Below are 13,121 nucleotides of genomic sequence, written 5' to 3'. Positions count from 1 at the left end.
ATCCTGGTACGCGCCTCGCACCAGATGCGCGAATTCGAAGAGCGTTTTTTAGCTCTCGGTTTGGATTATCGGGTCGTCGGCGGTCCGCGCTTCTACGAGCGCCTCGAAATTCGCGACGCCCTCGCCTATCTGCGCGTCGTTGCCCAAACCTCTGACGACCTCGCGCTCGAGCGCATCGTCAACACGCCGAAGCGCGGGCTCGGGGAAGCTGCCATCCGCCAGGTGCACGATTATGCCCGCGCCCGCGACATCAGCATGTTCGCTGCCGCCGTGGACCTCATCGAAACGGAAGAACTGAAGCCGAAACCCCGTTCAGCGCTGCGCGAAGTGATCGAGAATTTCAAGCGCTGGCACTCCCTCATCGACAATACGCCGCATACGGAACTCGCCGAGCAAATCCTCGACGAATCCGGCTATACGTCAATGTGGCAGGCGGATCGGTCTGCCGAAGCGCCGGGCCGCCTCGAAAACCTCAAGGAACTGATCCGATCGATGGAGGACTATGAGTCGCTGCGCTCATTCCTCGAACACGTCGCACTTGTCATGGAGGCCGAGCAGAGCGAAAACCTAGATCGCGTCAACATCATGACGCTGCATTCGGCCAAGGGGCTCGAGTTCGAGACCGTGTTCCTTCCCGGCTGGGAAGAAGGCCTTTTTCCCAACCAGCGGGCGCTCGACGAGGGTGGAAGGTCTGGCCTCGAAGAGGAGCGCCGCCTCGCCTATGTCGGCCTGACGCGCGCCAAGAAGAACCTCCACATCTGGTTCGTCTCCAACCGGCGCATCCACGGCCTGTGGCAATCGACGATCCCATCGCGTTTCCTCGAAGAACTGCCCGAAGCGCATGTGGACGTAGTTGCGGGCGGCGATTCCTATGGTGGTTACGGCGGACGGGGCGGCTACGGCCAGTCGCGTTTCGACCGTGCCGATCCGTTCGAAAACAGTTACTCGACGCCCGGGTGGCAACGGGCGCAGCAGCACCGGTCAGACGCTACGCGCAACAATTGGGGCTCACGGTCCGGCGCGAAAGTGGAGCGCATTGGCTACGGGGAGACCGATTCGGGATTCGGCGCCGGGCGCGGCTCGGTCAAGGGACGCACGATAGACGGCGAACTCGTGGCGAAATCCGTCAGTGAAACACCCTCCAACTTCGACGTCGGCGACCGGGTTTTCCACATCAAGTTCGGCAACGGCAACGTTTCCTCGATCGAGGGCAATAAGCTGACGATCGATTTTGACAAGGCCGGCCAAAAGCGCGTGCTCGACAGCTTCGTCCAGGCGATTTGACGACTACGCCTGAACGAGCCAGTCGCCATGCACCCAGCCCGAAAAGTCCGGTTGACCTGAGGCGTCCAGCACCGAGACGTAGCGCCATCTCCCGCTGGCTTCGTGCATCAGAACCTTCGTTCCATCGTGGAGTATCTCCCTGACCGCTGGAAATGCAGCGCCGGCGCCGGATCGAATGTTCAGCCCGTTTGGCGAATTCACCGTCATCACCGCATCGCCATCTTCGGGTTCGCCCTTCACCTTGGCCTTGAACGTCGCCATGTCCCAGGCTGGACCCGGATCGGACTTGCGGCCGGGCGCGATGTCGTCATGGCCGAGAATGTCCTCGATAGCATATTCCGCGCAAATTGCCTGCGCGGCTGCGATCGCTGTATCCATCTGACCCGCAGTGAAAACCTCCCACCCGCAATCGGGCGTGCCGAACTTATGCCTCGCTTCGATAACCTTCGAACTCTCGACGGGCACGCCGGTCCACGATACCCAGCCGACGCCACTCTTCTTGAGGGGGCCCAGTTCTCCATTTCGATGCCGATCGCAGAATTGTTGAGGCCGGAATATTGTATGCCGCCCTTCCCGGTCCACTGGCTCTTGCCCGCGCGCCACGCCACCTTGTCGAACGGCACACATTGCGTGACGGTGCCGTCGCGGCGCACCACGAGATGGGCCGAGACATTGGCTGATTCCTGCGAAAAATAGCGGGCGATATCGGCATCCGAACCGCTCGCCGTATAATGAACGACGAGAAATTTTGGGGCCAATGTGCGGCCCACATTAGGCGAGGACACGAAAGAAATCCGGGAGCCAGGCGCTGCAAGTCTATGATTTTTAATGCTGAATTTCATGACCGATTCCTTCTACGCAAACCAGGTCAATCTATACTCAATAAGAAAACATTCCTATTATACTGAAGGATGAGCGTTCGCTGCAGATTGAAAACGCGAAGGCAATTTACTCGGGCTTGCCCTTGGACCAGGTCACGTTCCCGGCAAATAGCGGTATTGTGGAGATCGACGTCTTGGCCGATCCGTCCTGGACCTGCGTCGCATGAGCGAGATAGATGAGCGTATTGTTGGGCTTGTCGTAAATGCGCGTGATGACGAGTTTTTTCCAGATAAGACTTGTACGCTCGGAGAAAACGCGTTCGCCATCTTCACCAAGGGCTATATCGCCAATCGTGACGGGTCCCGTCTGCTGGCAGGAAATCGAGGCGTTGGAGGGGTCCTCGAACCAGTTGCCCTTTTGCAGCCGATCGATCACGCCGCGCGAGAATGAAGCAAGGTGACAGGTCACGCCCTGCACTTTCGGGTCGTGGACCGCGTCAATGACGATGTCGTTGCCGAACCAGTCGACACCGACCTTACCGACTTCTTCCGCTTTTGCCGGCTGGAGAACCGCCGCGCCAAGTAGCGCAAGTACAAGCAAAATTCGCTTCATCCAATATCTCCCAAGGCTAAAACCTGCTCGACACAGTTGGCGATTGCGGCCGGCGATTGCAAGCCTATCGCCGCTGCCCGCAGCTAGCCTTCCCACTTTGCCAGGAAGTCTTCGATCGCTAGCGACTGGATATCGGGAATGGCCTCGAACACCTTGTCGAGCGGCCAATCCCACCATGCAAGATCGATGAGGCGTGTGACGATGGCCTGCGGAAAGCGCGCCCGAATCAGCCTCGCCGGACTGCCCGCGACGATGGTATAGGGATCGACATTGCGGGTAACCACTGCGTTCGCGCCGATTACCGCGCCATGACCGATTTCGACCGCCGGCATGATCACCGCGCCATGGCCGATCCAGACATCATGGCCGATACGCACCCGCTTCGCCTGCCTGCGAGCGCGAAAGCCATTGTCGATGCCCTGAAAGCGAAAATACTCGTTTGGCCGATAGCTGATCTTGTGCATTGTCAGCCGTTCCATCGGGTGCTCGAGCGCATTGATGCGAACATTCGCCGCGATCGAGCAGAAGCGACCGATATCGGCATAGATGCCCTCGCTGTGCCGTTCCAGATAGGAGAAATCGCCGACGGTCACATCGCGCAGGATCACCCTTTCGCCGACCTCGGCATATTTGCCGAGCTTGACGCCCTTGAGTTGCGCGGTCGAATGGATGCGCGGCTGCTCGTTCATAAAACGCGGATCGGTGGTGTCAGCCATGGCATCGTCTCGAATGATGTTAGCAGGTCTGAGGCCTGCGGCATTTCTTTTGCATAAATGGGGACTACGCGCCAGATCAGTCAATGAAATCAAATGCGCTAGATGCGCGAACACGACACGGTGTAATGTAGCGACCAAAGCCTCAGCAGCGAGCGTTAAGAGATGCGTGTTCAGAAAAACGTCGTTAATATGGGTCCAATCGCCAAGGTCTCCCGATAGCGGTGGCTTGGAGCTAGCGCCGTTGAGAGTTCCTCAATTCGGCGCAAAGAATCCTCAACAGCGACCCAGCCCGTCGTCTGCAGTTTTTCAGAACTTGCAACAAGGTCGCCGGACAGTCTCTTCAGGCGATCAGCTTGACCTGCAATCTGTGCCGCCGACATCAACAGCCACGACGGGCAGGAAAAAAGATTGGGATTTCGCCCGAGACCGCGGCGCGCGGCAGCGACGATCTCAGGTATTGTCACGGGTGTTTTGTCTGAAACGATGAATGTGCCCCCGTCCGTACGTGGTACAGGAAGCGCCGCAAGCTTCAACAGTATGGCGAGGTTTCCTCCCATGCCCGTACCGTAAACCAGCATAGGCCGCAATATTGTGAAGTTGTTGAAAGGCATCGCATCAGCAATTTCATGCTCGGCTGCCAGTTTGGCACGTCCGTAATCATCGGTTGGCCGTGGCTCGTCACTTTCTTGTGCGACGCCCTCATGTAGCCGTCCGCACTGGGCACGTATTGTTGAGACAAATACGAACTTTCCCGCTATCGTTTCGTTGGCAGCGTGCGCGAGTTTTGCTGCGAGAACGCAGTTAACACGTCGATAGGTATCGGCAGACACGGCAAATTGCGGATTGTGGATCGCCGCCAGATGCACAACGTGATCGACGTTGCCAAGGATACCCTCAAAAGCACCTGTCGTTTGGTCCGGTAAAGGCAGGAGAACACATTCCGCTTTGGGGTTGGCGATCCGCGCCGGATCGCGCGTGGCTTGATGGCTCGTGGCACTACAGGGCTAATCGGCGTCGGGGCGCCGTCTTCAGATGCCTCAAGACGTATTTGCATAAACGGCGGCCAAATCCTATGTTCAAGCCATGAAAACATCGCCATCCATCAGCACGCCCAGATTAATGCTTTATGCGGCTCTTGCGCTTGGCGCGTCAGTCGCAACCGGATTGACCTTTGCTGCATGGTTCAACAACAGCGATTCGATCTTTCTTTCTCTTATCAACGCCGGTCTTGCCTGGTGCATGTAGCCGCCGCGCATTCCCGGAGCTTTCATCCATGAACAAACGCTTGCTGCCACTCCTAATAGCGGCAACCGTGCTGCTTGTTGCGGCCGCCGGCTGGGTCACCTTTGAGGCGTCGCGCCAGTCGGCAGGAAAGAGCCAAGGGCCATTCGGATCGGCGTTCCAGCTTACCACGATGAATGGCGCACCGATCACAGAAGCAGCATTCCGGCAAAAGCCATCAGCGATCTTCTTCGGATTTACCCATTGCCCGGAGATCTGCCCCACGACTTTGTTCGAACTTGACGGCTGGCTGAAAAAACTCGGGCCCGACGCGCGGAACGTCAATGCCTATTTCGTCACGGTCGATCCCGAACGCGACGATGCAGCAACCCTGAAAGCCTACGTGGGCAACGTCTCCGATCGCATCGTCGGCGTCACGGGCGAGCCGGACAAAATGGCCGCCATGCTGAAGGGTTACAGCGTCTTTGCCCGCAAGGTCCCCGTCGAAGGCGGCAAAGACTATACGATGGACCATACCGCATCGATCTATCTGCTCGACAGCGCGGGGGGGTTCTTCGGCACCATTGCCTATGGCGAAAATCCTGATACGGCTGTCGAGAAACTGAAACGCCTCTCCAAGAGCTGAAAGTCCACCGATGACCACGCAGACCCGCCTTTTCGTCACCGCCGGCAAGATCGAGGCCGAGCGTGTCTTCGCCATGCTTGAGCGGGCATTCGAAGAGGACGGCATGCCCATCTCATCGTCGGAGGTCGACGAGGACCGCGAGATCTTTGAAGTCTCGGTCTATACGTTCGAGCCAGAAGAGATTGAGCCACGCATTCGGGGCGTGCTTGGTAGCGATGCTTTCGGCCTCGAACTTCAGCGGGAACAGGTGCCGGATATCGATTGGGTGGCCCATTCGCTTGAGGGGCTGAAGCCCGTGCGCGCCGGGCGGTTCTTCGTCCATGGATCACACGATCGCGACAAGCGCCGCGCCAACGACCTCGCCATCGAAATCGATGCCGGCCTGGCTTTTGGAACCGGCCACCACGGCACGACCTCGGGCTGCCTCGATATGATCGGTGAAGTGATCCGGCGGGAGCGACCACGCAATGCGCTCGATCTTGGCACCGGCAGCGCCGTGCTCGCCATCGGCATCGCCAAGCTTGCGCCGATCGCAGTCCTTGCCACCGATATTGATCCGGTTGCCGTGGCCGTCGCCCACGACAACGTCGTCAACAACGGGGTCGCGGCACGGGTCAGAACCGAGACGGCGACGGGATTTCACCATCCGGCGATGCGCCTTGCGGCGCCCTTCGATCTGATTGTTGCCAATATTCTGGCACGACCGCTGATGCAGTTGGCCCCCGAGATGCGCAGGCACCTCGCCTACGGCGGCTCGCTGATCCTCTCAGGTATCCTCGAATCGCAACGCGAAAAGGTCCTGGCTGCCTATCGCGTCCAGGGATTATTCCACCGGAAGACCTTGCGCCGTGAAGGCTGGGTGACGCTCCACCTGAAGGCCAGAGCCTACTAGAGCATTACACGAAGTAGATTGTGTGTCTTGTCCGTTCGCGTGGCGCGTCGATCGCGCGCACTGCATAGCGGCTCATGTGGGCAGTGCGATAGGAGACCAGGTTTTCAAGCGCCGTCTTGAAAAATCCGCGGATCTTCTGTGCCATCTCTCATCTCCATGATAACGTGGCAGACCGATCCTCCCTGCACAAAATCTAGCTGATTTGGCCGGCACGCCGCCAGCGACGTTCACGCATGGCAGTCATGCTTCTCGCGCATGCGCCCCGCAGCAATTTTGTTGTCATCCTGCGATAAGCAATTCTCACGGCAAATTCCGTTGCCGGCATCACCTCGTCCATTGCGCCGGCGCAGTGGGGGAGATAGGTTTCGACCTCCAACAAAAGAGGTCACATTCATCATGTTCCAGTCGTTTGAGGTCGTCAGCAATCCAGCTACGGGCGGCCCCCGCGTTGCAAAGCTGCGCGCCGAACTCGAAACCCTCGGTCTTGACGGATTTCTCGTGCCGCGTGCCGACGAGCACCAGGGCGAATATGTCCCTGAACGCGCGCGCCGGCTGGCATGGCTGACCGGGTTCACCGGCTCGGCCGGCGTCGCCTTGATCATGAAAGACAAGGCCTACCTCTTTGTCGACGGTCGCTACACGTTGCAGGCGGCGGAACAAACCGACCAGGACATCTTCACTATCGAGAGCCTGGTCGATACGCCGCCGCCGGTCTGGCTGCGCAATTGCGAAAGGAAATTCACGATCGGTTTCGACCCATGGCTCCATACGATCAGTGAAACCAAGGCGCTGCGCGAGGCGCTCGAGAAAAATGGCGGCACGCTCGTTGCGGTAAAGGATAATCTCGTCGACGTGATCTGGGACGATCAGCCCTCCGCGCCGCTCGAAGCCGTTACGATCCAGCCTGAGAAATATGCGGGCAAACTCGCGAGCGAGAAACTGCACGAAATGGCTGAGACCGTTGCCAAGGCCAAGGCCGACGCCACTATCCTGACCGACCCGTCATCCATTGCCTGGGCCTTCAACATTCGCGGCAATGACGTCAGCAATACGCCGCTACCTCTCGCCTTCGCCCTTATTCCGGCGACCGGCGAGCCGCTGCTTTTCATCGACAAGCGCAAGTTGCCTATCGAGACCGAGGCCTACCTGACACAGCTTTCCACGCTTCGCGCGCCCTCAACCCTTGAAGGCGACCTCGCCGCGTTTATCGTGCAGGGCAAAGCCATAATGCTCGACCCTGCCCTCGCGGCAGAAAAACTGCGCCTGATCGTCGAGCAGGCAGGCGGAAAAGTCGTCGACGGACTGGACCCCGCACGCTTGCCGCGCGCGCTCAAAAATGCTGTCGAGCTTCAGGGCGCCCGCAAGTCGCATGAGCGCGATGGCGTCGCCATGGTTTCGTTCCTCACATGGATCGATGCACAGACGCCCGGTACGATCGACGAAATCATAGCGGCGACGAAGCTCGAGGAGACGCGCAGCAAAGTGGCCGAAGGTTTTCAGATGCCACTAGAGAACCTTTCGTTCGACAGCATCTCAGGTGCGGGCCCGAACGGTGCTTTTGCCCATTACCGCGTCAGCACGCAGTCGAACCGCGTGCTGCAGGATGGCGAACTCTATCTGATCGATAGCGGCGGCCAATACAGAGACGGCACCACCGATATTACGCGAACGCTGCCCGTCGGAACGCCGACGGAGGACATGAAGCGCAAGTTCACCCTCGTCCTCAAGGGGATGATCGCCATTTCCACCGCGCGCTTTCCGAAAGGTACGCGCGGCATGGATATCGATGTTCTGGCACGTACCGCATTGTGGAAGCAGGGTTATGACTATGGCCACGGCACAGGCCACGGTGTTGGTTCTTTCCTGTCCGTCCATGAGGGTCCGCAGAGCATTTCGAAGCGCGGTGTGCAGGAACTGTTGCCCGGAATGATCCTCTCCAACGAACCGGGTTACTACAAGCCGGGCGGCTATGGCATTCGCACGGAGAACCTTTTGATCGTGACCGAGCCGGAAGTGCCGGAGGGGGGTGATATCCCCATGATGGGCTTTGAAACCATCACTCTCTGTCCGATCGACAGGCGTCTTATCGATACCAACCTGCTCGTGCGCGATGAACTCGTCTGGCTCGATAACTATCACACGCGCGTTCGTGAAACGCTGTTGCCGCATACAAAGGGCGCCGAGCGCGAATGGCTGATCGCTGCGACGGAACCCTTTGGCCACGAGCCAAAGGGCTGATCCTCTAGGAAAACTGGCGCAGCAGGATGATCATCGCTGCGCCGGCCAAGAACATCGTCAATGCATTGAAGCGCAGCGAAACAAGCCCGGCGAAGGCAAGCGCCACAAGCCCCCTCCAATCGGCGGTCGTGATGGCTGGGGCCACAAGCGTTGTCAACACGGCGGCAGGAACGGCATTGAGGGCAATCTCGACGCGCGGGTGAATGCGCTCGAAGCGCGACAGCACGAGATGGCCGCCAATACGGGTGAGGAATGTCAGGACCGCGCCGGCGATCGTAATCCAGAAAATCGACGACATATCAGCCTTTCCCTTGCGCTTTTTCGGGCTTCGAGACGATCACTGCGACGAGAATGCCGGCCAATGCGCCAATGCTCACGTGCCAGGGTGAGCCGATCGTCTTGTAGGCGATGATCGAAACCACGCCGCTGGCGATGACGATCGCGCCCCAATTGTCGCGCGTGCGAAAGCCCATTACCAGGCCGAGAAAGTAGATCGGCAGAAGCATATCGATACCGAGCGCATGGGGATCAGAAATGAGGTTGCCGAAAAGACCGCCGATCCCGGCTTCGAGCACCCACATGACGTAGATTGGCGTCGCGACGCCAAGATACCAGATGAAGGTAACGGGCTTGCCCGATTCAGCACGCTTTTCTGTCTCGGCATATTGCGGATCGGTCAGCAGAAAATAGCTCAACAGACTTTGCAGCGGTTTGAAATGGCCGATGCGGCGTCCGACGGCTGCCGAATAAAGGACATGCCGGAAGTTGACCGCGAAAATCGAAAAGACGATCAGCCAGGCTGGCACATTGTGGCCGAAGAGTTCGATGCCGACCATCTGGCTCGCGCCGCCGAAAATCGTCGCGCTCATCAATACGGCTTCGCCAACGGTAAATCCATTGTCGATGGCGAGGGCACCGAACAGCAGGCCGAATGGCGCCGACGCGATCATGATCGGCAGGCCCTTTACAAAGCCTTCCCAAAACTGCGTGCGGGAACTCGTCTCGCTGGTGACGACCGTCCGCTGATATATTTGTTCGTCCATGCGTGAGGCTCTAGGCTATGAATGCAAGACTGTCACGTGAGATTTGTTGATTGATAGCATCAATGTTGCTGCAGTAAGCGCGGGCTGCCTGCAAACTTGCCACTCCCATGACCTATAGCTAGGGTTGCGGTCACTCGCATTAAAGGGAGGAAAATCATGGCATACGTCATCGATCGTGAGGTATGGGCCGAACATCCCGAGCGATGGCATGGCGAGGTAACGGGAAAGCCCTACGGAACCAACGTTTCAATCATCTTCAACAGCCAGGATCGTAAGGGTGCCGGGCCACGCCTTCATCGCCATCCCTATACGGAAACGTTCATCATCCGGAAAGGCCACGCACGTTTCAGGGTCGGCGATAGGATAATTGACGCCCACGAGGGACAAATCGTCATCTGCCCAGCCAACACGGCGCACAAATTCGAGAACCTCGGCCCTGGCACGCTCGAAACCATCGACATACACGCCAATGAGGTTTTCATAACGGAGTGGCTTGAATAGCCATCAATCCACAAGAGTCCCTTCGATCGACCTTCCCCAATCGATGAGCGGTTTCGACCGTAAGGCGAAATCGAACAGATCGTCGGCAAGCTTTGGCGAGGTGATCGCGGCGGGTTCGATCGCATAGCGGACAACAAAACTTCTGTTGCGCAAGGCTTCGATCAGGTCCGGATCCGTCACGTCGTCAAAGCCCCGCGGCGTTCGTTTCAATCGGTCGCTATCGCGCAGTTCGAGGCCGTTTTTGCGCAATGCCTCGACCATCGTTCGGTATTTTTCCGGCTTCGCGATGATCGATTTGCGAAATGCAGCAAGAAGTTCGCCCTTGGGCTGCCACCAGGCGACCGCCGCATAGCAGCCGCGATAATCTTCGAGTCCGACGCAAACATAAAAGCAGCCGGTTTCGGTCCATTTGCTCCCGTCCGGAGAAAGCAATGCCGAAAGGTGCCGGTTATAGGGGCTCTTGTCCTTGGCGAAACGCGTATCGCGCTTGATGCGAAACTGCGACTTCTTGCGGTCGCCGCGAAACGGCAGGCCGGCCTTTTCGAAGCGCCAGATCAAATCCTCCACGAGGTCACCGAGCGGCTCGTAGAGATGGGTCTCGAACAGATCCTTGTTTTCGAGGAACCACTCGCGATTCTGATGGAAATCCAATGCCTTGAGGAACGGCAAAGCCTTTTCGCCAAAGCCCTTGAAGAGTGGCTCGTTCATGCCCCCACCAATGTAAACCAGGCGTCCTCGTCGATCACCTCGATACCGAGCGTTTGCGCTTGCGTGAGCTTTGAACCGGCCCCGGGTCCGGCAACGACAAGATCGGTTTTCTTGGAGACAGAACCTGCGGTCTTGGCGCCATAGCGTTCCGCCATGGCCTTCGCCTCGTCACGCGACATGCGTTCGAGCGATCCCGTGAAGACGATCGTCTTGCCCGCTACGGGTGAGTCGTTGACCGCCTTCACTTCCTCGTCGAGTGGCGTGACCTCGGCGAGAAGCGCCGCAAGCGCATCACGGTTATGCTCCTCGGCATAAAAGTCGACCAGCGCCTCGGCAACGATGCTGCCAATCCCTTCGACGTCGTTGAGTTCGCGCCAGGCGTCGTTTCCTCTGTCGGATCTCTCCTTCGGTGCCTCCGCCGCCATTGCTGTCTCTGCCAGCTTCGCGTACGAACGAAAGGCTTTGGCCAGCCGCTTGGCATTGACCTCTCCGACATGGCGGATTCCGAGGCCATAAATGAAGCGGCTCAACGAAACTTCCCGCCTATCGTCGATGGCATCGTAAAGCTTTGTCACCGACAGGGTGCCGAAGCCGTCTATATTCTCCAGCTTTGTCAGGGAGTTGGCTTGTCGCCGCTTCAAGGTGAAAATATCGGCGGGCGTGCCGATGTGGAGGGCCGGATCCTCCGATTTGAAGAAAAACTCCACCTGCTTTTCCCCAAGTCCCTCAATGTCGAAAGCATTGCGGGATACAAAATGGCGGATGCGCTCCACCGCCTGCGCAGGACAGATCAGCCCGCCAGTGCAACGGCGCACCGCCTCGCCTTCCTCGCGCACGGCGTGGGAGCCACAGGCCGGACATGTATCGGGAAAAACGTAGGAGGCGGGTCCGCGCGGCTTGTCGGCAACGATATCGACGATTTGGGGTATGACATCGCCGGCCCGCTGCACGACGACGGTATCACCGATACGAAGGTCACGCCCTTCCCTAACTGGCTGGCCGTTTTGACCAATGCCCTTGATGTAGTCTTCATTGTGGAGGGTGACGTTGGTTACGACGACGCCGCCCACCGTAACCGGCTCCAGCCGTGCGACCGGCGTAAGGGCGCCGGTTCGGCCCACTTGAATATCAATACCGCGCAGGATGGTCATGGCGCGTTCCGCCGGGAACTTGTGGGCAATCGCCCAACGCGGGCTGCGCGACACAAAGCCAAGACGCTGCTGCAGGGCAAGATCGTCGACCTTGTAGACGACGCCGTCAATATCGTAACCGAGAAGCGCCCGCTGTTCCTCGATCTTGTGGTAATGCTTGACCAAGCCTTCAACCGTCTCGAACAACTGCATCAGCGGATTGACGCGGAAGCCATAGCCCTTAAAAGCGGCAACCATTCCCATTTGCGTTTTGGCTGGCATATCGCTGATCTCGCCCCAGGCATAGGCAAAAAACTGCAGCGGGCGCGACGCGGTAATCGTCGCATCGAGCTGCCGCAGCGACCCCGCCGCCGCATTGCGCGGGTTGGCGAAAATCTGCTTGCCATCCTTTGCCTGTCGTTCGTTCAGCGCCGCAAAATCTGCGTGGCCCATATAGACCTCGCCGCGTACCTCGAGCACCTCAGGCGGGTTGCCGCTCAATACGTTCGGAATGCTCGCAACCGTGCGCGCGTTGAGGGTGACATTCTCACCAGTGGTGCCGTCACCGCGCGTGGCTGCCGTCACTAGCCGCCCGAGTTCGTAGCGCAGGGAAAGCGAAAGGCCATCAATCTTTGGTTCGGCGGTTATGCCTATGGGTGCATCGGCGCCAAGCTTGAGGAAGCGCCGGATTCGACCGACAAAATCCTCGACATCGCTGTCGGAGAAGGCGTTGTCGAGCGACAGCATTGGAACGGCATGCGTAACCTTGCCGAATTTCTCCGAAACGCCGGCTCCAACCTTATTGGATGGCGAGTCCTCTCGCTTCAGATGCGGGAAGCGTTGTTCGATTGCGAGGTTGCGGCGCCGCAATGCGTCATACGCGGCGTCCGAGATGATCGGAGCATCCTCGGTATTGTAGCGGTAGTCGTGCTGGGCGATCTCTGCGGCCAGACGGCCAAGTTCTTCGGCCGCTTCCGGTTCAGTCAATTTCTCTACGGGGATGTCTGACATGGCCTGTCCGAAGCTGAAAATACGGATTCGGCCGGGAGATTAGCGTAAGAAATGCCGAAAAGCATCGCGCAATATACGCGGATCGAAACCAGCAGACATCTCCTGCCAAACGGGCCTCTGAATATCGCGTATACAGATCCGCCAGCTGGCATGACTCACGAAACGGCTGTCGAATTCTCACGTAAAAGCCGTACCGCCGCAGCGCGGGCTTCTTCGGTGACGCTCGCGCCGGCGAGCATCCTTGCGATTTCTTCCTGGCGATCATTGATTTCCATCGCCCTGATCGATGTCGCGACG

At 58.5% G+C, this 13,121-nt stretch carries 15 protein-coding genes; 6 read left to right on the top strand and 9 right to left on the bottom strand.

From position 1 onward, the window contains the following. Positions 1-1,284 (top strand): 3'-5' exonuclease (locus AAAB35_RS08965; RefSeq protein ID WP_340667924.1); only part of this gene is annotated, 1,284 nt, incomplete at its 5' end. 3 nt (positions 1,285-1,287) lie between these two features. Here AAAB35_RS08965 and AAAB35_RS08960 read toward each other — a convergent pair. From AAAB35_RS08960 to AAAB35_RS08945, 4 genes are all read right to left on the bottom strand, one after another. Next, positions 1,288-1,911 (bottom strand): N-acetylmuramoyl-L-alanine amidase, encoded by a 624-nt coding sequence (locus AAAB35_RS08960; protein ID WP_340667922.1) that lies wholly within the window; start codon positions 1,909-1,911, stop codon positions 1,288-1,290. Positions 1,912-2,232: 321 nt separating this feature from the next. Next, the gene (locus AAAB35_RS08955; protein ID WP_340667920.1) at positions 2,233-2,718 is read right to left on the bottom strand and encodes a CreA family protein; all 486 of its coding nucleotides are present in this window, start codon (positions 2,716-2,718) and stop codon (positions 2,233-2,235) included. Between the two features lie 83 nt (positions 2,719-2,801). Next, positions 2,802-3,434 (bottom strand): DapH/DapD/GlmU-related protein, encoded by a 633-nt coding sequence (locus AAAB35_RS08950; RefSeq protein ID WP_340667919.1) that lies wholly within the window; start codon positions 3,432-3,434, stop codon positions 2,802-2,804. A gap of 170 nt (positions 3,435-3,604) precedes the next feature. Further along, positions 3,605-4,363: an NAD-dependent epimerase/dehydratase family protein gene (locus AAAB35_RS08945; protein WP_340667929.1), complete on the bottom strand. Its 759-nt coding sequence runs from the start codon at positions 4,361-4,363 to the stop codon at positions 3,605-3,607. A 154-nt stretch (positions 4,364-4,517) separates the two neighbouring features. On the opposite strand from AAAB35_RS08945, the gene AAAB35_RS08940 reads away from it, so the two are divergent. The 3 genes from AAAB35_RS08940 to AAAB35_RS08930 are packed head-to-tail and all read left to right on the top strand — an operon-like array spanning position 4,518 to position 6,193. Beyond that, entirely contained in the window at positions 4,518-4,679 is a 162-nt protein-coding gene (locus AAAB35_RS08940) for a hypothetical protein (RefSeq protein WP_340667918.1), read from the top strand. 28 nt (positions 4,680-4,707) lie between these two features. Next, on the top strand, positions 4,708-5,301 hold the full coding sequence (locus AAAB35_RS08935) for an SCO family protein (RefSeq protein ID WP_340667917.1): 594 nt from the start codon (positions 4,708-4,710) through the stop codon (positions 5,299-5,301). 10 nt (positions 5,302-5,311) lie between these two features. Next, a complete protein-coding gene (locus AAAB35_RS08930; RefSeq protein ID WP_340667915.1) occupies positions 5,312-6,193 on the top strand; it encodes a 50S ribosomal protein L11 methyltransferase in 882 nt (293 codons plus the stop codon). Between the two features lie 4 nt (positions 6,194-6,197). Here the strand turns inward: AAAB35_RS08930 and AAAB35_RS08925 are convergent, their stop codons facing one another. After that, entirely contained in the window at positions 6,198-6,338 is a 141-nt protein-coding gene (locus AAAB35_RS08925) for a hypothetical protein (RefSeq protein WP_340667913.1), read from the bottom strand. A gap of 248 nt (positions 6,339-6,586) precedes the next feature. Between AAAB35_RS08925 and AAAB35_RS08920 the strand changes: the two genes are divergently transcribed. Further along, positions 6,587-8,431, top strand: coding sequence for an aminopeptidase P family protein (locus AAAB35_RS08920; protein ID WP_340667926.1), 1,845 nt, complete (start codon positions 6,587-6,589; stop codon positions 8,429-8,431). Positions 8,432-8,435: 4 nt separating this feature from the next. Here AAAB35_RS08920 and AAAB35_RS08915 read toward each other — a convergent pair whose 3' ends face one another. Both AAAB35_RS08915 and AAAB35_RS08910 read right to left on the bottom strand, forming a co-directional pair. After that, the gene (locus AAAB35_RS08915) at positions 8,436-8,729 is read right to left on the bottom strand and encodes an AzlD domain-containing protein (RefSeq protein ID WP_340667911.1); all 294 of its coding nucleotides are present in this window, start codon (positions 8,727-8,729) and stop codon (positions 8,436-8,438) included. Between the two features lies 1 nt (position 8,730). After that, on the bottom strand, positions 8,731-9,474 hold the full coding sequence (locus AAAB35_RS08910; RefSeq protein ID WP_340667910.1) for an AzlC family ABC transporter permease: 744 nt from the start codon (positions 9,472-9,474) through the stop codon (positions 8,731-8,733). A 156-nt stretch (positions 9,475-9,630) separates the two neighbouring features. On the opposite strand from AAAB35_RS08910, the gene AAAB35_RS08905 reads away from it, so the two are divergent. Then, positions 9,631-9,975, top strand: coding sequence for a cupin domain-containing protein (locus tag AAAB35_RS08905; protein ID WP_340667909.1), 345 nt, complete (start codon positions 9,631-9,633; stop codon positions 9,973-9,975). Positions 9,976-9,978: 3 nt separating this feature from the next. Here AAAB35_RS08905 and AAAB35_RS08900 read toward each other — a convergent pair whose 3' ends face one another. Both AAAB35_RS08900 and ligA read right to left on the bottom strand, forming a co-directional pair. Further along, positions 9,979-10,683, bottom strand: a complete 705-nt coding sequence (locus AAAB35_RS08900) for a TIGR02453 family protein (RefSeq protein ID WP_340667906.1) — start codon at positions 10,681-10,683, stop codon at positions 9,979-9,981. Then, a complete protein-coding gene (gene ligA, locus AAAB35_RS08895; RefSeq protein WP_340667904.1) occupies positions 10,680-12,824 on the bottom strand; it encodes an NAD-dependent DNA ligase LigA in 2,145 nt (714 codons plus the stop codon). Before ligA ends, AAAB35_RS08900 begins: the two co-directional genes overlap by 4 nt. Positions 12,825-13,121: the final 297 nt, after the last annotated feature.

The sequence above is a fragment of the Phyllobacterium sp. genome (assembly GCF_037994425.1).
GTDB lineage: Bacteria > Pseudomonadota > Alphaproteobacteria > Rhizobiales > Rhizobiaceae > Phyllobacterium.
This window is presented reverse-complemented; position numbering and strand designations above follow the sequence as displayed.

Bases quoted from the DNA above. Each gene is read 5' to 3' on its own strand.
- AAAB35_RS08960 (WP_340667922.1), bottom strand. From the start codon at position 1,911: ATGTGTGCCGTTCGACAAGGTGGCGTGGCGCGCGGGCAAGAGCCAGTG.
- AAAB35_RS08955 (WP_340667920.1), bottom strand. From the start codon at position 2,718: ATGAAGCGAATTTTGCTTGTACTTGCGCTACTTGGCGCGGCGGTTCTC.
- AAAB35_RS08950 (WP_340667919.1), bottom strand. From the start codon at position 3,434: ATGGCTGACACCACCGATCCGCGTTTTATGAACGAGCAGCCGCGCATC.
- AAAB35_RS08940 (WP_340667918.1), top strand. From the start codon at position 4,518: ATGAAAACATCGCCATCCATCAGCACGCCCAGATTAATGCTTTATGCG.
- AAAB35_RS08935 (WP_340667917.1), top strand. From the start codon at position 4,708: ATGAACAAACGCTTGCTGCCACTCCTAATAGCGGCAACCGTGCTGCTT.
- AAAB35_RS08930 (WP_340667915.1), top strand. From the start codon at position 5,312: ATGACCACGCAGACCCGCCTTTTCGTCACCGCCGGCAAGATCGAGGCC.
- AAAB35_RS08925 (WP_340667913.1), bottom strand. From the start codon at position 6,338: ATGGCACAGAAGATCCGCGGATTTTTCAAGACGGCGCTTGAAAACCTG.
- AAAB35_RS08915 (WP_340667911.1), bottom strand. From the start codon at position 8,729: ATGTCGTCGATTTTCTGGATTACGATCGCCGGCGCGGTCCTGACATTC.
- AAAB35_RS08910 (WP_340667910.1), bottom strand. From the start codon at position 9,474: ATGGACGAACAAATATATCAGCGGACGGTCGTCACCAGCGAGACGAGT.
- AAAB35_RS08905 (WP_340667909.1), top strand. From the start codon at position 9,631: ATGGCATACGTCATCGATCGTGAGGTATGGGCCGAACATCCCGAGCGA.
- AAAB35_RS08900 (WP_340667906.1), bottom strand. From the start codon at position 10,683: ATGAACGAGCCACTCTTCAAGGGCTTTGGCGAAAAGGCTTTGCCGTTC.
- ligA (WP_340667904.1), bottom strand. From the start codon at position 12,824: ATGTCAGACATCCCCGTAGAGAAATTGACTGAACCGGAAGCGGCCGAA.